Raw genomic sequence first — 22138 nt, forward strand, 5'->3', positions numbered from 1 at the left:
CTCACCGACCTCCTCTTTGCTGCGTAGCGAGGCTGTACACATCGTTCGTGTCGGCACGCCGCGCACTGTGAGAGCGGTGCGTCGAGGGTCCGTACGGTGCCAGGAAGACCCATACGATCAACCACATGGCGCCGAAGAAGAGCGTCGATTCCGTCAAGTCCATCGAGAAGACGAGAACCATGATCGCGACGACGGCGATGTACTCCGTTCTGCTGCGGGCTCGCCCGAGCGCCGTGCTCAGAAGCAGGTAAAAGCCGGCCAACAGCAGCAGGAATCCGATCCAACCGATCTGCAGACGAATGTCGAGCATTCCGTTGTGCGCGCTGGTCGCCGGAAAGGACAGCTTGGACCGGATCATCTGTCCAACGGCGCTGTCTGGTGCCCAGACCGAGCCGAAACCCCAGCCGAGCAGAGGCCGCTGTTCGGCGTAGTAGCCGGATACCGTCCAGAGATGTAGCCGGCCGGTCAACGTGACATCTCGCGAGAGTATCGCTGCGACATCGGGTCCGAGCACCTTCATCGCGCCGGACACCCCGATGTAGAGCCCGATGATCACCGTCGAGGCGAGGTGAGCGTTCGGTGTCCGTCGAAAACACTTCAGAGCAAGCACTGTCGCCAGTGCAATCCCAGCAGCGACGAGACTGGTCTGGCTCCGGGCTTCGAACAACACGATGCCCGCGACAGCAAGCGCCGCCACCCACGGTATCCGCTTGACGTCGGGAAGCATGAGTATGACAGCAACGAGAACAACTTCGATCGCAGCCATTCGGCCCAAAGTGTTCTTGTGGGTGAAGATTCCGCGATAGGCAACGGCGCGGGTGTCCACGTCGATGCCAGTCGAAGGATCGAGAATCACGACGATCAGAGACAGGACGAGTAGTACCAGCAAGGTGATGGCCACAGTCCGCACTCGCACCGCGAAGGTCAACTCCCGGGCGACGATGATTCCCGTGATCGCCAGGCACACGATGACGATGCCGGCGACTGCGGAGTTCCGGGGTAGCGTCGACCAGTACCAGCTGGTCGCCGGAACGCAGGCCGCGATCAGAAGCGCGAAGACGGGCCAGGTCGCATTCCGTGAGTATCGCCGATCGAGGAAGTAGACCAACGCCAGTGTCGCCGCGAGAACGGCCGAACCGTGTACGAGCAACGATCCGAGAGCTGTCTTCTGCGTGTACGCCTGAAAGGCTCCGCTCGCGCCGATGACCGCGATCACCAATGCCGTTCGCAAGATCAGCGGATTGTTCGGAGCCTCATTTTCGCACGGCACCGGTGCCGCCTTTTGGTCAGTAGGCGCCATCACTTCCCACCACCGCCTTGAGCGTCTTCGCGACGATCATGACGTCACCCATCATCGACCAGTTGTCGACGTAGGAAAGGTCAAGGCGGACAGTGTCTTCCCACGAAAGATCCGAACGTCCACTGACTTGCCACAGGCCGGTGACACCGGGCTTGACCAGCAGTCGGCGACTGACCGCACCGTCGTACATCTCGACCTCGCGCCGAAGCGGTGGCCGCGGTCCGACGACGCTCATCTCTCGCCGAAGGACGTTGACGAACTGGGGCAACTCGTCGATCGAGTACCGACGCATGAAGCGACCGACAGTCGTCACCCGCGGATCGTCTCGCATCTTGAAAAGCACTCCGGCGCCTTCGTTCTCCTTCATCAGCGCCGTGACCTGAGAATCCGCATTCTGGACCATCGAGCGGAACTTGAGCATCGGGAACGGCTGCCCGTCCAACCCCATCCGCTCGGACTTGTAAAGAACCGGCCCCTTGCTCGTGAGCTTGACTGCGATCGCAGCCGCCAGAAGCACCGGACTGATCACGACGAGTACCACGGTTGCGAAGACGATGTCGAAGGTCGTCTTCGTGAACTTCTGTGCGCCGTGATAGCGCGGACGCTCGACATGGATCAGCGGAAATCCAGCGACCGGGCGCATCGACAGCCTCGGTCCGGACACGTCCAGAATCCCCGGTGCGACAACAAGGTCCACATGATCACGCTCGAGTTCCCAGGCCAGTTTGCGCAGCCCTTCCGGTCCGAGTCGCTCCGATGCCGTCACCGCCACCGTGTCGGCCCCGACCTGTTCGAGTGCGTCGGCGACACTGTGCTCGTCCCCGAGCACCGGAATGTCCCGGCCGTTCACTGTGACAACTTCGACCACGTCTCCGCCGTAGCCAGGTACGCAGACGCCGACGACTCGGTATCCATGGGCATCGTCGCGCTCGAGGTTGCGTGCAAGATCGACAACCGCCCCTCGCACACCGACCACGAGAACTGCAGTTCGAAATTCACCTTGGGCCCGCTCACGAGCAATCACCCGTCGCCAGATCCAACGACTCGCGATCAAGGCGGTCAATCCCATCGGAAACGCAACTGCGAGGTACAGGCGCGCGATCTCCAGGTGAAGGAGAAGGCTGGCGATCGCAATCAGTCCGAACAGGCGGAGCGTTCCGACAGCGATCAATCGGTACTCTTCAGGGCCGCTTCCGATCACCCGAGGAGATCTGGTGCGAAACACTCTTAGTACGGCGAACCAGCCGATGATCAGGGCGAAAGACAGTGCGGTGTAGCTCAAATGGCCGAACGCTTCACCGTCGACGACATCCGCGTCGCTACCGAATCGCCACCATTGAGCCAGAAACACAACTGCCGCAACGATGATCGTGTCGGTGATCGCCAGGCGACGAAGGTACGCAGATTGCCATTTCCTGCGTGCGGACACTCCACCAGCCCGCTCCGGCGCTACTCGTCGGTGTTGTTGTGGCCGTTCGTTCGTAGGCGCGGCCATCTCGAGAACCGTCATGTGTTCAGATACCTTTCCCCATGCACAGAATTCGGCCTGAAGCTGTTCACCGGCCGAGGTCCAGCGGACCGCCGTGCCGAATCCCGATACTTCGACTGCGAAGCAACTGCTCCGCATCACTGCGTTCAGTGCGAATGGTCGCATTACGTGCGCCTTGTAGTTAGCCCGGCGACTATTGTCAGGCCTCGGCCCAACGGTCGATTGATGCGGCATTGCCGCAGCTCACACCCCATGATTGAAGCAGAGTCCACTAACGACCCAAACACAGGACGATCGGCGATTTCTCCTCGCCCGCTGACGTCGCCAGCCTCGATATTGCCGGGACTCAGGACTCGGCAATTATTCGGCTAGCTGGTCAGTACCAGTGAGGAGTTTGCCACATTCCGGACAGCGTGGCAATAGCGCTTTCCGAACTTCTTCCGGACTCCGGCATTGAACTCAGTTACTTACCCTCCAAGCAGGAAGGTACGAACATTCCCCACAATTACCGTTGCGTACCTATAGTTTTCATTTCCGTGGTCAATTGGACTCCACGTTTGGACGGAAACAAGCACGCAGTTGGTAATCGCTCTGCAAACCATGCTTTGATGCGTTCAGCGTCGCCTCAACCCTGGACAATTGTCCGATACTTCGCCTATGGGCGTCTTACCTACGACGGGCCGACAATGCGCAAACCTGCGATCGGGCGACACCGAGAATTCGGACATGCGAAAGGAGGAGCCTGGGCCGTCAACGACCGTCTGCGAGGCCCTAAAATAGCTGCAGCACAGCTAGATTCGAGAGGTGCGGAATTGCACATCCGCCCGGCTGCAAAGCGGGGCGATCGCTACCGATGGCCATGGCAAGCGTGTGTGGCCGTATAGGGTCAGCTGATGCTCGACGCGCTTGTTGGCACCCAGTAGCGGAGCGTGTCTGTCGAATAATCGACGTTGCGGGACAACTGATCAGCTGTGCGCAGGCTATCGAGTAGACTCCCGCACGCTTCAATGACCTTACGCGAACCCGCGTTCGTTTCGTTGCAGGTGATCAAGACACGACCGAGGCCCACCGGTTGCGTGGCATACGTGAGCAACTCCCGCAGAGCAGTCGACGCTCTCCCTTCCGGTGTTCCGACGGCCGGACCCCTTCTTACCGTCTCGAGCGATCCGCCAGCTGGTTGCCGGGACAATGTCGGGCCCGGCAACGCCGCCGGCTGCGCCAACAGCTCCTGCATCCTCTGTCCAAATCCATCGCGGGATGCAACCAGATCGATCTACCCAACTACTGCGACGACCGATGAACCTGCATTCCGGCAATGCGCGTGCAGACTCAGAGGACCCGACTAGAGATTGCGTCCGATTCACCACATAGAGAAGGGCCCCCGAGCATTGCTCGGGGGCCCTGTGAGGCGTCGGGTTTTAAAGTACGACCAAGTCAGATGACTGTCGACGTGACCTTTCGTTCGCCAACTGGATTGCTGTCCACGGAACCTCCCACGGCCACGTCAGCGACAACCGGATCGGAATCGTAGTAGTACTTGTATTCGTAGGATCCACGGCCGTTCAGCGGGGTCATCGTGATGACGGTGCCGAGAATCGTCGCACCCACACTGTGGAGATTGCCGACCGCCCTGCTCAGCTGTTCCCTCTTCGTCGAGCCGTGACGCGCAATCACGAGCGCACCGTCCGCCAGAGCTGAAAGAACTGCAGCATCCGTAACAGGAAGCAACGGCGAGGCGTCGATGATGACGTAGTCGAACCTTCTGCGGAGGTCGGCAAAGACTGCATGAGCAGTGTCAGTCCCCAGCAATTCGCTCGGGTTCGGAGGAATCGGACCCGAGGCAAGAACCGTCAGGTCGGCATTGCTCGTAACTTGAAGTACGTCGTCCAGGTCTGCTTGCCCGGCCAGGACCGAACTCAGACCGACGCTTCCGATAAGTCCAAGGTACTTCGAAACGCGAGGCTTACGAAGGTCACCTTCGACGAGACACACCTTCTTGCCTGCCTCGGCCAACACGAGTGCGATGTTGACCGCAGTCGTGGTCTTTCCCTCGGAGGGAAGAGAACTCGTGACGACGATGACACTCGGTGGGCGATCCACGGCCAGGAACTGCAGATTGGTTCGGAGCTCGCGGTACGCCTCGGCACTTGCGGAATTGCCCTCGTGGAAGTTGATCGCTTGATGAACTTCGCGTTCCTTGTCGAACGGAATTGTTCCCACCATCGCCGCGCCGGCGATGTCTTCGACCACCTTGCGCTCTTTGACGGTGTTGTCCAGGCGATCACGCACCACAGCCAACCCGATCCCCAGCAGAAGCCCGATCGCGGCACCGAGCGCCACGTTCCGCGATGTCTTCGGCGATACCGGTTCCGCGGGAGTTTGTGCTCGCTGCTCGACAACGACGCGCGCCGGCGCTGTGCCACCATTCGCAGGCGTACCCAGATCTTTGACCATGACGACAAACTCGTCCGACAGCGCATTTGCGATTTCACGTGCCAGTTCAGGCGACGCATCTTGCACACTCAAATCGAGAAGTACCGTGTCCGGCGCCGATGTCGCGGTCACCTTGGACGAAATCTCCGCAGCGGAAAGCCCGCCGAGCCGATCGGGCCCGACTGAATCGATCGTTCTTTGTGCCAGTGTCTCGCCGGTAAGGAGCTTGGCGTAGGAAGTGACCAACTGCTGCGAGAGCTGGTTACCTTGGTAAGCCTCGTTCACGGTTGTTCCGGTAGAGGTCGACACGAACAGGCGCGTGGAAGCCTGGTAGACCGGCGTCGCAATCAACGAGGCGCCCAATGCGCCCAAGATCACGACCACAGTGACGACAGCGACTATCTTCCACCGTGCCTGCAAAATCTTCAGGTAGTCCCGTACATCCATCGTCGAATCTCCTTCGGCTCGAACACGTATCACGTCTTCGAGTAGTAATCGACAGCCGCTGTCGAGCCGCTGCACTCAATGCAGGCTGAACGAGGCAGCCAATCTTCTATCGCGCGTCCCTGCGTCCCAGCGCGAGGTATTTGCCGAAACAGCCAGGGGGGAGAAGCCTTCACGGCATCTCACACATCTCACTTCCTGGCCGATACATGATCGGGAAGCGGCGAACACGCGACACTGACAAACCCGCGACACTGACATCGGGTCCACTCGCACATCGCGCAGAGCAGACACAACGTGCAGCCAGGCTGAACTCTACTGCGTCATTGGTCTTTTCACCACCGCAACGGAGCCTCGGAACGCCCTCGGTATCGTCAATCGACCGCGCCGACCGCGAAAGGGTCACATACCATGGCGAGCCGTAGGACCAACGTCCGTCGTCGACCAACTACGTAACTTGCCGCCGGAAGTTGATGCACACCAACCGAACAAGGCAACATGCCCCTCACCATGCGACGCACGAGCTGCGATCCCAGCATCTCCCCCGGTCACAGCTCGCTCGCTGACAGACTTTGGTCCCGGGCGCACGGCCACTTCCCCTCGATGCCTACAACAACCCAGCCTCCGTGAAGGTTTCACCGGTTTACGGCCTTCCGAGACCTCGGTAGGTCCACCCTGCGTCGCGCCAGGTGGTCGGTTCCAGGCAGTTACGTCCGTCGATGATGACCTTCTTGCGGACGACAGCTTCGAGGTCCGACGGCAACAGCTTTCGAAACTCGGTCCACTCGGTCAGAACCAAGACGACGTCAGCGCCTGCGCACGCGTCAAGTGCGCTCGAAGTGTAAGTGAGGGTGGGGAACAACGCCTTCGAGTTTCCCATTGCTTTCGGGTCATAGACATTGACGGCAGCGCCTTGCAGCTGAATCTGGCCGGCAACGTTCAGCGCAGGTGAGTCACGCACGTCGTCGGAGTCAGGCTTGAAGGCGGCACCGAGAACCGCAACGTTGGCTCCTAGCAGCGAACCACACGCTTCTCGAGCCAGTTCGACCATCCGAGTGCGGCGACGCATGTTGATATTGTCGACTTCGCGTAGGAAAGTGAGTGCTTGATCTGCTCCCAGCTCACCCGCACGTGCCATGAAAGCACGGATGTCCTTCGGTAGGCAGCCACCACCGAAACCGATTCCGGCGTTGAGGAATCGCCTACCGATTCTCGCGTCGTGGCCGATGGCATCGGCAAGAACGGTCACATCTGCACCCGACGCCTCACAGACCTCCGAGATCGCATTGATGAACGAGATCTTCGTCGCCAGAAATGCATTGGCTGATGCTTTGACCAACTCCGAAGTCGCAAGGTCGGTCACGACAAAGGGAATACCTTCGTTCAAGAGCTGCTCGTACACTTCACGCGCAACCGATTCCGCACGTCCGGGTCGATGGCGGTCGACCCCGAGCACAAGCCGGTCCGGGTGAAGCGTGTCTTTCACCGCGTAGCCTTCCCGGAGAAATTCCGGATTCCACGCCACCTCGACGTCTTGTCCGGCAGGCGCCAGTTCGCGTGCCCGCGCACCCAGTCGCTCTGCTGTGCCCACTGGCACAGTTGATTTCCCGAAAATAACGGTCGGCCTGGTCAAGAGGGGCGCGAGCGTCTCGATCACCGAATCGACAAAACGCATGTCGGCCGCGAACTCCCCCTTCTTCTGCGGCGTGCCGACGCCGAGGAAATGGATGTCGGCGAACTCTGCGGCTTCCTCGTAGGAGGCGGTGAATCGAAGACGTCCCGCGGCTATGTTGCGGCGCAGCACTTCCTCGAGTCCTGGTTCGTAGAAAGGAACCTCCCCAGCTTCGAGCATGGCGAGCTTGTTCGGATCAACATCCACCCCGAGAACCTCGTGGCCCAACTCGGCCATGCACGCAGCATGTGTCGCCCCGAGGTAGCCGGTGCCGAATACCGCAATACGAGAAGTCATAACGATGTCTGCCTGTCGAAGTCGGGTTTACGTCGAATAATGCTGTAGTACTTCATGTCCTGATCGAATCGACATTCTGTCGATACCACTCCACGGTCGATGCGATCCCCGCACGAAGGTCAATCCTGGGCTGCCACCCCAAATCTCGAAGCTTCCCGATGTCGAGCAACTTCCGCGGCGTCCCGTCAGGTTTCGAATGATCCCATTCGATCTCGCCGTCGAACCCGATCTCGTCCGCCACGATCGCGGAGATCTCCGCGATACTCTGGTCCTCGCCCGTACCGACATTGACGTGTTCTGCTCCGTCATAGTGGTCGAGCAAGTGAAGGCAGGCATCCGCCATGTCGTCGACGTGGAGAAACTCGCGTCTCGGCGTCCCGCTGCCCCAGTTCACGACTGACGCAACTCCATCACGGCGCGCGTCGTCAAAGCGCCTGATGAGGGCCGGCAGCACATGAGAGCCCTTGGCGGAGAAGTTGTCACCCGGGCCGTAGAGATTGGTCGGCATCGCGGAGATCCACGGACGCCCGAACTGCTTTCGAACGGCCTGTACCTGCAGGATTCCCGCGATCTTTGCGATGGCATATGCATCGTTCGTCGGTTCCAAATGACCGGTCAGAAGATATTCTTCGCGAATCGGTTGAGGAGCGAATTTCGGGTAGATGCACGATGATCCGAGGAACAGCAGGCGATCTACGTCGAATTCGGCCGCCGCGTCCATCACGTTCACCTGGATGCGAAGGTTGTCGGAGATGAAGTCCACCGGCAGTGTGCTGTTCGCCAGGATCCCGCCGACTCTGGCTGCCGCGAGAACCACGTTCTTCGGCCTCTCAGCAGCGAAGAATTCGAACACTGCACCGCGGTCGCGAAGATCTAGTTCGGCAGACGTGCGACCGACAAGGCGACTGAAACCGTCGGCTTCCAACCGACGCCAAATCGCTGAACCCACGAGGCCACGATGACCCGCGACGTACACCGCGTCGCTCCGATCGAGGGGCTTCTGCGCGTACTCCCCCGTCATCGAGCGTGCTCCCAATCCACCAGGTTCGGACGGTCGATCCAGGGCTTGCCCTCACACGTCAGAGCCTCGATGTCCGCATCGACCATGATTCGAGCCAGCTCAGGGGTATGCACAGTCGCCTTCCAGCCAAGCTTCTGCTCCGCCTTACCGGCATCTCCGATCAACGCATCTACTTCCGTCGGCCGCAGATAGCGCTCGTCGAAGCGCACGTGATCTTCCCAGTTCAGGCCGGCGTGCTCGAAGGCCACCGTCAGGAAATCCTTGACCGAGTAGTTGCCGCCTGTCGCGAGCACGTAATCGTCCGGTTCGTCGGCCTGCAGCATTCTCCACATTCCCTCCACGTACTCCGGCGCATAGCCCCAGTCGCGGATTGCATCGAGATTGCCCATGTACAAATGGCTTTCCAGACCGGCCTTGATCCGTGCCACCGCTCGCGTGATCTTACGAGTGACGAATGTTTCGCCTCGCCGGGGAGATTCGTGGTTGAACAGAATTCCGTTCACGGCAAAGATCCCGTACGCCTCGCGGTAGTTCTTGGTGATCCAGTACGAGTACACCTTCGCAGCACCGTACGGCGATCGCGGGTAGAAGGGAGTCTGCTCGTCCTGCGGAGGCGGTGTCGCACCGAACATCTCGGAACTGGACGCCTGGTAGAACCTGCATTCGAGACCAGCCATCCGGACTGCTTCGAGCAACCTGATCGACCCGATTCCCGTCGTGTCACCGGTGTGTTCCGGCTCGTCGAAACTCACCCGCACATGGGACTGCGCTGCGAGGTTGTAGACCTCGTCCGGGCGTATCTGTGCGAGAAGAGTGACCAAACGCGCCCCGTCGCTGAGATCGCCGTAATGAAGGAACAGTTTTGCATCCGGCGTGTGGGGATCCACATACATGTGATCGATTCGAGCTGTATTGAACGTGGACGATCTACGAATAAGTCCGTGGACCTCGTACCCCTTGCTCAACAACAGCTCGGCCAGGTATGAACCGTCTTGGCCTGTAATTCCGGTGATCAGTGCCTTCTTCATTTCTCTCCTTCATGTGTATGTACGACCATCTGTATGTACGATTTCAAGATTTTCGGGCATCTATTCACACGGTCACGCCCGTCTTCTCCATGCTCGAAATTCGCCGCACCGAAATACAGATGCACGGAATGACTTGGAGTACAACCATTCCTGCGGATAACCCCAGGTACAGCGCGGCGGGTCCGAGATCAGGAATCAAAGATATTGCCAATGCCATCCCGGCGAGGCCGCTCAGCCAGACGCACAGGACTTGCAACCACAGCCCTCGCGGGTCCATGAGGAACATTGCCGCCGGTTGATGCACCGAAACAACAAGGATGTAAACACTTCCGGCCAAAACGGTTGCCAGTGGCACGGCAAGGCTTCCACCCGAGACAAACCGTATTCCCGGATAGCTGATGACGATCAGGGCGAGCGCAAATACGGCGCCTACAGTGCCGAGAAGCACTATATGCTGGGAAAATTCGCGTACCCGAAGTGTCCCGAGTCGGTAGCGTTGGCGATATCTCGACCACAAGTTCTGACCCATCACTCCCAAAATCGCCAGTAGCGGTCCAGCGAATTGCGCCACCACCGAATATTGTGCGACGTCTTCCACCGTCCCGAAAGTGGAGATCAGCAACCTATGGCTCTGAAAGCCGACGACCATGCCGATCGATATGAGAAAAAACGGAACCGCAGTTTCAGCCATGCGAACTCGCACCGGGCTTGTAAGACTCCAGCCGACCAACGAACCCACGTCGCCGGAAATCGACCGAAGCGCGAGAGCAAGGGTCAGAAATCCGACGGCGAGGTAGCCTGCGCACGGTGCCAGAACAAACAGGTAGGCCGGCGCGTGAGTAGTCCAACAGACCACTATCACGATCAGTTGAATGATCGGACCGATCAACGCTGCGGTAACGACAACGCGCATCTTTCCGCAACCCTGCAGGATGCGGGATCCCAAACCCAACGGAATACCAACTGCCGCAGATATAATCACCACTGTGGCCAGCGCTGACGCATGACTCATCTCACCGACTGCGCCTAGCATCGGCACCCACAGCCCCAACTGGTAGAACAGGAAAGCGAGGCTTGCGACAGCGAGGGACACCAGAACGGTAACCAGACTCGCCCGCCGAAAATGGGATTGGAACGACATCCGATCGAGTGCACCACTTCGGTAATCTGCTGTTGCATTAACCATGGTCGCGCCGATACCGAAGTCCGCGAAGGGAAGTAGGTTCAACATGGACGCCATCAGCGCATAGAAGGCGTAGTACTCAACGCCGTAGTCGCGAGACAGAATTGCTATTACGGCGAAGTTCGCACAAGCTCCGGCCAGCAGACCTACCAGTCGAAAGAACCCGGTCCCACCCAGGTCGATCGACTTCGCCGACCTCAGGTAAGAGCTGACCACTGTGTTCACCCTCGCGCCTCCGAGGTTCCCGCACCAGACACGATTGTGGACTGCTTCAGACCGCTGTTATCGAGCCGAGAAAGTACCTTGTAGCACGCGGCAACTGCTACCTTCGTGCAGCCCCGCAGGTAAAACCCACGCGCGAACGACGCTCGTCCCATACGTGCGTTCGCAGCTGCGGCAACCGCCGATGCGCTCATCAGCCGAACGGTGATCCCCAGATGTCGCGCGTAGTGCCCCCTGATCGACTCCTTGCACAATAGCGATTTCTCGGGAGAACCAATGGATTTCCCTGCGTACATCGAATACACGAGGGACACAGTGTTGTGTTGAACGATTCGGCCGACGACGGATAGCCGAATGAACAATTCGTAGTCGTCGGCATAACGCTCGACGATCTCAGGTACGTCGAGAGCGATCGCCGCTTCGTAATCGGCACGCCGAACCAGCGCCGCTCCCGGTGGAAACGGACCATAACCTTGCGTCAACAGGGTTCGAGTATTGATCTCGGAGTACGACTGTTTGTTCAACCGACTACGCCCACGCGGGAGGCTCGCCATCACACGTCCAGCGACGACTGCGCAGTCCGCCTGCGCGGAGAGAATACGCAAGGACTCGTGAACGCCGGATGTGACCAGAAGATCATCCGCGTCCAGGAACACGATGTACGGTGCCGTGACAAGCGCGGCCCCCCGTCGTCTCGCAAGGTATGCACCCGCATTGGGCTGCGTCAGGACACGGATGTCGTGGGCGCGACATAGCGCGGCGGTACCGTCTGTGGATCCGTCGTCCACCACGATGACTTCCGAAGCGCCCGCATTGTGCGCGCTCTCGATTGACGCCATAAGTGTGGCTTCCGCGTTGAAAGCTGGTATGACAACTGCGAAGTCCGACTTCAATTCCGTTGTGGGTTCTGAAGATTCACCGGACACGAGGAGTCACCCCCGCTAGTACTCGTCTTTGGACACGATCAGTTTTTGCAAGAAGCGCAACTCCCAAGGACACTGCATAATCGAGCCGGTGCGACCTGAAGACTGTGACACCGGTCAGGGCGCGCGATCGCCGCATGTCCCGATAGTGATCCATCATGCCCCGCACCGAACCAGCGCCGGCCGAATCGAAATCACAGAAGAACTCGGTCCACACCCGCGGTTCTGATCGGACTGCCATCTTCAACAGATACAGCTGATCGGCACTGAGCCCGAATTCGGTATCGTAACCGCCGATCTCAACATGCAGAGACTTCTCGATCACACATGCTTGATGGGGAATGATGTTTCCACCCAGGGAGAATCGGGACAGACTGAACGGGATCCGGCCACCGATTCCGATGGAACTTCCGGAGTCATGAATGTTGCTCAGCCCGTAACCCCACCGCCAAGAGACGTCCCCTCTTTGATACTCCCGAGAAACTCGTTCCAGAACGTCACCTGAATGGAATACGTCCGACGAGTGCATGAACCACAGCAATTCGCCACTCGCCAACTCTGCACCGATGTTCATTGCGTCATAACGACCGCTGTCGAGACCTGTGTTCCACACCAACGAATCACCCAGTGAATCAAGGTATTCCACAGTCCCATCGGTCGAGCCACCGTCGATCACGATGTGTTCGACTCCTCGTGCACTCTGAGTCCGGACACTCTCGATCGTGCGGACCAGCCCAGATAGATCGTTCCTGGTGATGGTAATGACGGTGACCGATGAGTTCATCGAGAAACCCCTCTCGCGAGTGCATAGGCGTCATTGAGTGCTGTCCGCGCACTCACGACGTCGACAGTTCGGTTGAAACTTTGTGTCTTGGCCTGAACTGCGGTTCGGTAGTCCAGGCAGTCGAAATAGTGTGTGACGGCCGTCGAAAGCGACTCGGCGGTATTGCCGGCGACTGGATAACCAAGCGAGACCATACTTTTGATATCTCGACTGATTACGGAGACACCTACAGCGGCAGCCTCCGCCGCGGATATCGGAGCGCCCTCCCAGGCTGCAGTATGGAGATACAGCGAACTGGCGCGCACTTCATCCAGCACCTGTTCAGCTGGAATCCAGCCCGTCACCCGAACCCCTGATTCCACGAGACTTTCTTTCAAGACGGCTTCACCATCTCCTACCCACACGAACTCGAACCTGCTCGACAGCCTTGATGCAATATCGGCGAACAATTGGGGATCTTTTTGGGGAAATATTCTTCCCACCATCACTACTCGGCTTCTTTCAGCCGATGTTTCCGTTGCCCCATGGCTGCTTGCGCGCAAATACCCGCCGTGATCGGTCGGTGATACGTTGCCGACCACGATCGAGGTGGAGGAGTTCGACAACTCCGTAGTCAACTCGGCTTCTCGTCCACTCACCGCGACAACGCACTGGCGCCGAATCGAAAGTAGCCCACGCTCAACAGACTTGTAGAGTACCCGCGCGAGAGGGCTGACGTCGGTGCGCTCGAACGCATAGCAGTGTGGGGTGTATACGATCCCAGCCCGGTGTCCTGGGATGATCCGGGCGAGACCGGCAAGACTGGAATGCAGGTGCAGAATATCGAAATCTCCTCGGCGCACCATACGAATCGCGGACAGTAACAGTGCGGCCAAACTTCCAGGTACCAATGTCACGCTGAGTTCGGAGGGAAAATTGTACGTGCTCTGCCCGACCCGTTCGCGAGCGATCACGCAGTGATGCATTTCCGGGGTCAACGCCTGATAATTCAAGATCGCGGTGCTTACACCCCCTCCGAGTGCTTCCGTGACATGCAGAACTTTCATCGCGCACCATCTCTCGTCGGACCGGCACCAACCGGTGCATCTCGAATCGTTTTCATCTCAACGTCTTCCGTCTCCGAAGTATCAAATGATCGTTTCCGCATGCCTGAGGAGCACAAGAGAAGGAGGAGAGGGCACAAGAACGGAAGCAGACCGGTTCGATAGGGTTGGATCGGCGCCTCCGCGAAACCCAAGCAGCCGTGGTCACGATAAGCGCCGATGCCAGGTATCGATCTTCGTCGTCCGTGGTCAGCAGCGCCCAGATCGCAGCGACCATTTGTCGAGGTTTGAGGTCGGGTTTGCAACACCGTAACCACACTTGCACGTGCGATCAGCAAGAGAAAAACACTGGCAAACAACAGGATCGAGAGATTCATGTCATTGGCCGACCGTCGGCGACTGGCATGGCACAGCCAGGGAGTCGAGCAGGCGTTCCCTCTGGGACGCGACGGCCTCGATGCGTGAATCGATCAGACTCCAGTAAGTGGCTGGATCGTCTCGAATCGATTCCACCGCGTCGAGAACGCGCGTTGCCGAAGTCCGTCGGGCATCGAGAACGTATTGTTCCAGCCCCAGATCATGAAAAGCTCCCCATGATTTTCGTTCGTAGCCTAGGTGCACACTCGGCTTTCCAGCGAGCAATGCAGACAACGATCCGTGGAGGCGTGTACTGACAACAACGCGATTCTCCGCGCTTTCCAGATAGTGCTGCAATGGCTTTGGGGTTTCCGGAGAGTATTTGGCGGTGAGGGGCGTGTCATTGTTTCCGCCACCCGTGGACTGAATCGCCCATACGACATGATCTGACCGAGCCAAGTCGGACAAAGTGTTCTCGTAGGATCCAGGGCGGGAGAGCTCACGGGCCACGACTACCGGGCCATGCGTGATCTCGATATTGCGAGGTGCACGGACCTCCGCCATCTTGAGAACCGCCAGATCCGAGATTCGTTCGACATTGCCGAGGTCGGCGAACAATTCGTGTGATCGATCGTCTCGAACGAGCACCTGGTCCATCGCCTTCAGCGAACCTGCGATGCGGCGACGGAGAAGGCTCGGGAACGGGCCGATACTCTGCGGGAGATAGATCTTGCGCGCACGACTTCGTGCGGCAAGATCGAGTTGACCGAAATGCGCCCCTGCAGTTTTCAGGGCTTCAGAAACAGACGAACCTCGTAGGTATCCGCCCCCGACGGCGACAACCAAATCTGCTTGCTCGAACAGCATCTTGACAGATGCCGGCCCGCCGGTGAGTGAACTGGCCAGCATGGAAACGCGTACGGACGCCTTCTTTTTCGGGTTCGGAATCCATGCCGATGTCCACTGATGGAACTTGACATGGTTCGCCATCGGATGGTGGCGGAATGATTCTGCATCAGTGGCAATCACGTCGACGACAGAGTCCGGCCACACCGATCTCAGCAATTCGAGTGTTTCCTCCACCAGCAACCGGTCGCCAGAGTTTTGAGCACTGTATGCATGAATGACCAGGATGCGCGGGCGGTCACGATTGTATTCGGGCAACGATCTCACTCCTGGTCGTCATGGTGCGGGACGCCTGCAAACCCATTGAATAGGCAGAATCTCGGTACCCGTCACTCGATACGATGCCGAGGGCGGACCGCAGGCTGGCCGCGCCGGTAAATGTGAGCACTGGCCCGGAGGTACGCAGATCCTCGAATGCAGGTAGATCGGTGGCAACAACCGGCCGGCCGCGTGCCCACGCCTCCCATACGAACACAGGATTGAGTTCGTTTCGACTGGGCATGAATGCCGCATCTGACCAATCCAGGTAGGGCACAACATCATCGACGCGTCCGACTAGTTCCACCGTATGCGCAGAAGGCTTCGCATCGTCGAACCGCCGTTTCAGATCTTCCTCTTCCGGCCCTGATCCCAAGATTTTGACTTCACAAGGAATCTCGATATCTGACAGAAGTTCGGGAATTCGATCGAAACCCTTCTGCTTGGATAGACGACCACAAGCCAAGAGCCGTAGGGGTGCCCCCGCACGTTCACGACGAGTGGTTTCTCTCGAGTCAACTCGGATCAAGTTCGGCTCGTATACAAGGCGAGCATGCGGTCCGTAACGTCGTTGGCGAATCTGACTCACGGCTAATTCCGAAGGTGCAGTGATCAGCTTTGCGTTCCGAAGTGCATTACGAACGAGCACGTTCTCGATCAGGGAGACAACGCCAGTTTCATCCGCACTCGGCAACTGATGGAAGGTCGCAATCAGCTCACTCGGAAGGCGTTTGAAGACACTCGCGACGCCGAGTGCGACATGGCTGCCCCTCATCAGTGAATAGACCACATCCGAACGCTGAAGATGTGTTGTTATTGCACGACTGGCTCCGACCAGTCCGCGAGGACTCCTTGGATAGTCGAGCATGACGAACTCGTCGGCAAGGTCGGAAACCTCGTTGAAGTCTCGGCAGCCTGCAAACAAAGTGACGACGGTCGTATGTGTGTCGGCAAGGCCGCGTAGTAATCCGCACAGTGACTTTTGTGCACCCCCACCTTCCAACCAGGGTGCCACGACGAGCAAAGACTTCAACTTTGGCGGTTCCGACACAAACTTCTCCTGGTCAATTTGCTCCATCACTTCCCAACACCGCCTCGAGCGTCTTCGCGACGATCATGATGTCGCTCGTCATCAACCAGTCGTCGACATACGAAAGACCAAGGCGAGCTGCGTCTTTCCACTAGATTCGATCGACTGCTCACCTGCTGCGGGCATTCACATCTCAATATGCGCCGTCACTGGCCAATACCGCTTTCAGTGTTTTGCCGACGATCAAGACATCCCCCATGAGCGACCAGTTGTCGACGTACGAAAGATCAAGTCGTACAGTCTCTTCCCAGGAAAGATCCGATCGTCCGCTGACCTGCCACAACCCTGTGATGCCTGGCTTGACGAGAAGTCTGCGACTGACTGTTCCGTCGTATGCCTCGACCTCGCGACGCAGCGGCGGCCTGGGGCCTACAACGCTCATCTCGCGACGAAGAACGTTCACGAACTGAGGCAGTTCATCGATCGAGTATCTGCGCAGGAAGCGCCCGACCGGTGTAACGCGCGGGTCGTCGCGCATCTTGAAGAGCACACCGGCGCCGTCGTTCTGGGCCATCAACGACGACACCTGCGAGTCCGCATTCTGGACCATCGAACGGAACTTGAGCATCGGGAACGGTTTGCCGTCCAGTCCCATTCGCTCTGCTCGGTACAACACCGGTCCCGGACTCGAGATCTTGACCGCCATCGCCGCCACCAGAAGAACAGGTGCGATCGCGACCAAGATCAGCGACGCAAAGATCACATCGAACGATGATTTCGCAAAGCGTTGCGCACCATGATATTTCGGTCGCTCGACGCGAATCAGAGGCTGACCTGCTACCGGGCGCATCGACAATCGTGGGCCCGACACATCGACGATGCTGGGCGCAACGACCAGGTCCACGTCCCGCGATTCCAGATCCCAGGCAAGCGCGCGGATACCGTCCGAGCCGAGATGCTCGGTTGCCGTCACGGCAACGGTGTCTGCGCCGACCAGTTCCAATGCTTCGACAACCGACGTCTCACCGCCGAGAAGCGGTATGTCACGTCCGTCGACCGCAATGGATTCGTCTGCGCGCCGAAGGAAACCTGGCACACACACTCCGACCACGCGGAAACCGTCAGCACTACCTCGCTCGAAGTTTCGTGCCAGTTCAGCGCCGGCGTCCTTGCTGCCCACCACCAGTACAGATGTGAGGCACTCTCCGCGCGTACGACGTCGTACGATCACCCCACGCCACAGCCAGCGGCTGACAAGTAGTGCGAGAAGCCCGACGGGAAATGCGAAAGCGAGGTACAGCCGGGCGATGTCGAGTCGAAGCAGAAGGCTCACGATCGCGATGACCCCGAACAATCTCATCGCGGACACGAGGATTCGCCGATACTCTTCCGGACCGCTCCCGATCACACTCGCGGATCTCGTCCGGAATATCTGCAACGTCGCCAGCCATGCGACCACGACACCGACGGACAATCCGGTGTAGCTGAACTGCCCGAGCTCACGGGCGTCGACGGCAGTCGGCGCGGCGCCGAATCGAAGCCACTGAGCAGCCGACACCGCCCCGATGACAATCAGCGAATCCGTCACTGTCAGAGCGCGTATGTAACGCTGCTGCCACGCAGCACGCGAGGAAAACTCCGCACGGGAGTCCGGCACGATGCGCGGACGCTGATACCCGAGCGACGGCGCCATGGGCATGTCCAATGCCGACATCTGACCAACCTTCCCGTTTGCGAGCCGCCAGGCCCCGACCGTTCTTCGGAATTTCCGGTTTGCATCCAAAAGCCGCAGACACACCAAAAATATGGAGTAGAGCAAATGTTCCGCTTAGGTGTCGGCAACATTGCAACTTGATAATCCGGGGGCGTTGCACGTGCCGTGTGGATACTATGAGAACATCTCGAAGGCCCGAGTTCAATTCGAATAATGTTGCAGGTCAAGACTCTAAGCAGCAATCTCGTCTCGACTCAGACACCCGAAGGCTCCTGGACGATTGTTCATATTCGGTGGCCGCGATGTCAGTCCATCATTCTCGCTCCAGTTACCAACTGGTAGCTATAACTCAGCTATCCGTCCGATTCCAGAAATCACTCAGGCCTTAGGTCCCAACGATCGCAATAGCTCACAAAGCGGACATTCCTAGTCAGTGCAGACCACAGTTCTTTCGCTTGGGTAACTGGACCCGAAACAACACAATCGAGAACCGTCCCTGCATTCCGGGGACCTATGTCCCCGAAGGTCGAATCGGCTCGACCTGATTGAACTTTCTGCAATCCGAAGGTGAATTAGCCTTCGACGTCCAGTAATTCGGCAGATCGAAAATCTCGCATTGCCACACGGATGACCAAGCCCTTCGCGAAGCGTCGAAAAAAAGATTTCATGCTTCCCACTATGTGAGATGTAAAACATGAAAGCGCGAGGGCCGAACCGCTCGGGGGCGGGTCCTCGACGCGTCGTGGGCGTTATGTCTTGATCAAGTAATGTCAGCACGTGGCGCCGAACCGAGGGCGGTGATCGGCGGTCTCCAGCGAGTGCGCAGCCTCGAATCGCACGTAGACATATCGGGTACAAGCGAATGGAACTGAAAATGTTGAAGATTCGTGAGATCCGCTCCGAGTCCGGGATCGTTCCTCGACTCGCCGTGCGATGGTTGATGATAGTGCTCGCCACGATCTTTGCCTTCTGGCCTACCTGGACCAAGCTATGGCAGAGCACGGCCAGCGGCACGGCCATCGGCTATGTCTTCGCCCTACCGCTGTTGTGCCTTGTTGCGGCCGTCGGAACAGACTTGAGGCGCGGTCCGGAACTTCCTATTCACGATCGCGAGACAGACAAGATAGTCGGTTGCATCGGTCTCTTCGTCGCGTTGGGACTCCAGGCACTCCTGCTACCTCGCTTTGCCGAGACGTACGAATTGATGCATATCGACGTGATCGCAGCCTGGATATTCGTTTGGAGCGCAGCGGTTCTGATGTTCGGGCTCCGTCCGGTCAATCGGTACTGGGCGATCTGGGTGGTCCCGATCATCCTGGCGCCCCTGCATTACCGAGCCATCGCGACCGAAATGGGCGGGACCCGTTTCGACTACAGCGTCCTCATGGTGCTGGTCGCGTCTGCCGCGACCACGATCGCCGTCAGCAGAACGTGGAGGCGAGGGGCGATCGCGTTCGTCGCCGCAACGGTACTCGGCGTGGTGGTCCTCTACATCACGATTCAGAAGTACCCCACTGCTCCGCTTTTCGTCGTGCAGTTGTTTCCGGCGCTCGGTACCGCAATTGTCGTCGGTGCCGCCTTCTATCTGTACGAACGCCGGGGAAAGTCGCTCAAGCCGTTCGACCGACCACTCCGAAAGCCCTCGACCGCCACGAGCAACTGGACCATCCTCGCGGTATTTGCCGCCGCCGTGCTGATGTTCTTCACACCGCTGCCACCGACAAGCCTGACCGTTAACGTCGGTCCGCCCCCGGCTACTGCCGATCCTCGACTTGTCGTTCCACTGGGCTGGCATCAGATTGCAGCATCCGAATACGACTGGCCCCGTCGCTACTTCGGCAGCACCTCCGAACTGAGCCGCCAGACCATTCGGGCCGACACCCCGAATCCTGCCTGGGACTCACAGATGCGGCCTCGCACGGTACAGATTGACGTCGTCCAGGTCCGTCGGCCATCCACGCTCGCCGTGTATCCCAGCAAGACCACATACGACCTGGAGAATGCGAGAGTCAGCCCGACGGTCACGGTGGAGTTACCACGCGGGATCGTCGCCGAGATGTACACGATCGTCGACGACGCTCTCCTTCTCACATGGAGCAATCTCAATTTCGTCTGGACGCGGGGCGACGGAGCCGCGCAGCGAGTCAGCCTGATCAGCGTCGACAATCACGAACCCGATGCCTACTTCCCCGAACCGAAGCCGTCGATGGCGTCCAACGGTAGCAATACGCTCGCCGTCCTGCTTCGTGGTGAAACCTCGACCGAAGACACCGAATCCGAGTACAAGGATCTGGACATGCTCGAAGCGCTCGCTCGACTACTCGTGGAGGCTCAGACGTGGTGAACGAAAACCGAAGCCGGCAGAACAGTGTCGTGGTCAACGGCGACCCGGATACACCGGAGTACCGCGAGGCTGCCCTGCACGATGCAGTGAACGGACTACGCGAGCGCCATCCGATCTCATCTGCTTCGGTTGCCTTCTACCCGTGGCAACGAAACGTGTTATTGGTGGGCTTCGCGTTGGTTGCCGTCAGCCTCGTCTTCTTCCTCGCGCCAACTCTCATCGCTCTGACATTGATCTGCACCATCGGATATATCTGGGCGATGGTCGACCGCTTGATCTTGTTCACGAGGGGTCTTGATGCGTCCTCGATCATGACGATCAGTGACGAAGAGGCACTTGCTCTTTCATACGACGACCTTCCCACCTACACCATTCTGGTCCCCGCATACAACGAGCCGGAGGTCGTCGGCGACCTCATCGCAGCCATGCGAGCGATCGATTATCCGGCAGACAAGATGCAAGTCCTGCTCCTACTCGAGGAGGATGATGCCATCACGATCGAAGCGGCGCTTGCCGCCGGTGTGGACGAGGTCGTCAGCATTCTGAAGGTGCCCGCGGCCGATCCACGAACCAAACCGAAAGCATGCAACTACGGGCTGCATTTCTCGACGGGCGAGATCGTCACGATCTACGACGCCGAAGATTCCCCCGACCCACTCCAATTACGTCGAGTAGTCGCAACTTTCGCGAAGCTTCCCGAGAACACTGCTTGCGTTCAGGCCAAACTTGCATTCCACAACGGAACTCAGAACCTGTTGACCGCATGGTTCACCGCCGATTACGCGCTGTGGTTCAGCTTCATCCTTCCTGGATTGATGCGGAGCAATTCACCGATCCCTCTCGGCGGAACCTCTAATCATCTACGACGCAGCGTTCTCGACGAGATCGGTGCATGGGATCCTTTCAACGTCACCGAGGACGCAGACCTCGGGGTGCGGATAGCCGAGAGCGGATATCGCACCGCGGTCTTGAATTCCACCACACTCGAAGAAGCCAACAGCGACACGATCAACTGGATAAGGCAGCGATCGCGTTGGTACAAGGGATATTTGCAGACGTGGCTCGTTCACATGCGTCAGCCGGTGAAATTGTGGCGTGGTTTGGGCCCGATCGGCTTTCTCAGATTCACAATTCTCATGGCCGGCACACCCGTGGTCGCCACTTTGAACATGGTGTTCTGGCTCATCAGCCTGGACTGGATTCTCGGACAACCTGAAGTCATCCACCAGATCTTCCCCAACTACGTCTATTTCCCCGCGCTGATCTCTCTGGCATTCGGAAATGCCGCCGTTCTCTACATGAACCTCGTGGCGTGCCGCGAAACGCGAAACGCGATGCTCCTCGTTGCCTGTCTGACTGCTCCGCTGTACTGGGTACTCATGAGCATCGCGGCAATCAAGGGAACCTATCAATTGATTCGCAACCCGTCGTACTGGGAGAAAACTTTTCACGGTCTGAACACCTGAGAGCGTGAGCCTCGCGTTTTACACAGGTGTGAGTTATGTCTACTGATCAATCTCACCCGCAATTTCACCCGAATCCGGATTTCCACGGAAAACACACAGCTAGACGGTTGCGGTAAACACTCATTTCAGTCACAGAACTTAACTACCGATACGCGAGAATGGCAGTGAAAGGTTGCCGAACGATCACAGAATCGACGTTCAGTGGCTTATGCGCCGGGGCGGCG

The 22138-nt window shown here is 58.5% G+C and carries 15 protein-coding genes; 2 read left to right on the forward strand and 13 right to left on the reverse strand.

Annotated features, from left to right (window positions below):
- Position 1: 1 nt before the first annotated feature.
- The 13 genes from DBV08_RS10160 to DBV08_RS10230 all read right to left on the reverse strand — a co-directional run bounded on the left by DBV08_RS10160 (position 2) and on the right by DBV08_RS10230 (position 18104).
- The gene (locus DBV08_RS10160) at positions 2 to 1270 is read right to left on the reverse strand and encodes an O-antigen ligase (RefSeq protein WP_260395483.1); all 1269 of its coding nucleotides are present in this window, start codon (positions 1268 to 1270) and stop codon (positions 2 to 4) included.
- A 16-nt stretch (positions 1271 to 1286) separates the two neighbouring features.
- Positions 1287 to 2810 carry a sugar transferase gene (locus DBV08_RS10165; protein ID WP_185564568.1) on the reverse strand — a complete coding sequence of 508 codons (1524 nt, stop codon included), beginning with the start codon at positions 2808 to 2810 and terminating at the stop codon, positions 1287 to 1289.
- 1413 nt (positions 2811 to 4223) lie between these two features.
- The gene (locus DBV08_RS10175) at positions 4224 to 5669 is read right to left on the reverse strand and encodes a polysaccharide biosynthesis tyrosine autokinase (RefSeq protein ID WP_095971961.1); all 1446 of its coding nucleotides are present in this window, start codon (positions 5667 to 5669) and stop codon (positions 4224 to 4226) included.
- Positions 5670 to 6309: 640 nt separating this feature from the next.
- Entirely contained in the window at positions 6310 to 7635 is a 1326-nt protein-coding gene (locus tag DBV08_RS10180; RefSeq protein ID WP_095971932.1) for a UDP-glucose/GDP-mannose dehydrogenase family protein, read from the reverse strand.
- A 52-nt stretch (positions 7636 to 7687) separates the two neighbouring features.
- A complete protein-coding gene (locus tag DBV08_RS10185; protein WP_124567367.1) occupies positions 7688 to 8656 on the reverse strand; it encodes a GDP-L-fucose synthase in 969 nt (322 codons plus the stop codon).
- The gene (gene gmd, locus DBV08_RS10190; RefSeq protein ID WP_019747432.1) at positions 8653 to 9684 is read right to left on the reverse strand and encodes a GDP-mannose 4,6-dehydratase; all 1032 of its coding nucleotides are present in this window, start codon (positions 9682 to 9684) and stop codon (positions 8653 to 8655) included. The genes DBV08_RS10185 and gmd overlap by 4 nt, the downstream gene beginning before the upstream one ends.
- A gap of 64 nt (positions 9685 to 9748) precedes the next feature.
- A complete protein-coding gene (locus DBV08_RS10195) occupies positions 9749 to 11083 on the reverse strand; it encodes a lipopolysaccharide biosynthesis protein (RefSeq protein WP_260395490.1) in 1335 nt (444 codons plus the stop codon).
- 5 nt (positions 11084 to 11088) lie between these two features.
- A complete protein-coding gene (locus DBV08_RS10200) occupies positions 11089 to 12015 on the reverse strand; it encodes a glycosyltransferase family 2 protein (protein ID WP_124567368.1) in 927 nt (308 codons plus the stop codon).
- Positions 12005 to 12796, reverse strand: coding sequence for a glycosyltransferase (locus DBV08_RS10205; RefSeq protein WP_095971928.1), 792 nt, complete (start codon positions 12794 to 12796; stop codon positions 12005 to 12007). Before DBV08_RS10205 ends, DBV08_RS10200 begins: the two co-directional genes overlap by 11 nt.
- Entirely contained in the window at positions 12793 to 13842 is a 1050-nt protein-coding gene (locus tag DBV08_RS10210) for a glycosyltransferase (RefSeq protein ID WP_095971927.1), read from the reverse strand. The genes DBV08_RS10205 and DBV08_RS10210 overlap by 4 nt, the downstream gene beginning before the upstream one ends.
- Before the next feature lie 375 nt (positions 13843 to 14217).
- Positions 14218 to 15360 carry a polysaccharide pyruvyl transferase family protein gene (locus tag DBV08_RS10220; protein WP_095971960.1) on the reverse strand — a complete coding sequence of 381 codons (1143 nt, stop codon included), beginning with the start codon at positions 15358 to 15360 and terminating at the stop codon, positions 14218 to 14220.
- Positions 15341 to 16438: a glycosyltransferase gene (locus DBV08_RS10225; RefSeq protein ID WP_124567369.1), complete on the reverse strand. Its 1098-nt coding sequence runs from the start codon at positions 16436 to 16438 to the stop codon at positions 15341 to 15343. Before DBV08_RS10225 ends, DBV08_RS10220 begins: the two co-directional genes overlap by 20 nt.
- Positions 16439 to 16583: 145 nt before the next feature.
- Entirely contained in the window at positions 16584 to 18104 is a 1521-nt protein-coding gene (locus tag DBV08_RS10230; protein ID WP_124567370.1) for a sugar transferase, read from the reverse strand.
- A gap of 874 nt (positions 18105 to 18978) precedes the next feature.
- Between DBV08_RS10230 and DBV08_RS10235 the strand changes: the two genes are divergently transcribed.
- Both DBV08_RS10235 and DBV08_RS10240 read left to right on the forward strand, forming a co-directional pair.
- The gene (locus DBV08_RS10235) at positions 18979 to 20448 is read left to right on the forward strand and encodes a hypothetical protein (RefSeq protein WP_185564570.1); all 1470 of its coding nucleotides are present in this window, start codon (positions 18979 to 18981) and stop codon (positions 20446 to 20448) included.
- Positions 20445 to 21914, forward strand: a complete 1470-nt coding sequence (locus tag DBV08_RS10240; protein ID WP_397487149.1) for a glycosyltransferase — start codon at positions 20445 to 20447, stop codon at positions 21912 to 21914. Before DBV08_RS10235 ends, DBV08_RS10240 begins: the two co-directional genes overlap by 4 nt.
- Positions 21915 to 22138: the final 224 nt, after the last annotated feature.

Source organism: Rhodococcus sp. KBW08, assembly GCF_003852455.1.
Classification (GTDB): domain Bacteria; phylum Actinomycetota; class Actinomycetes; order Mycobacteriales; family Mycobacteriaceae; genus Rhodococcus_F; species Rhodococcus_F baikonurensis.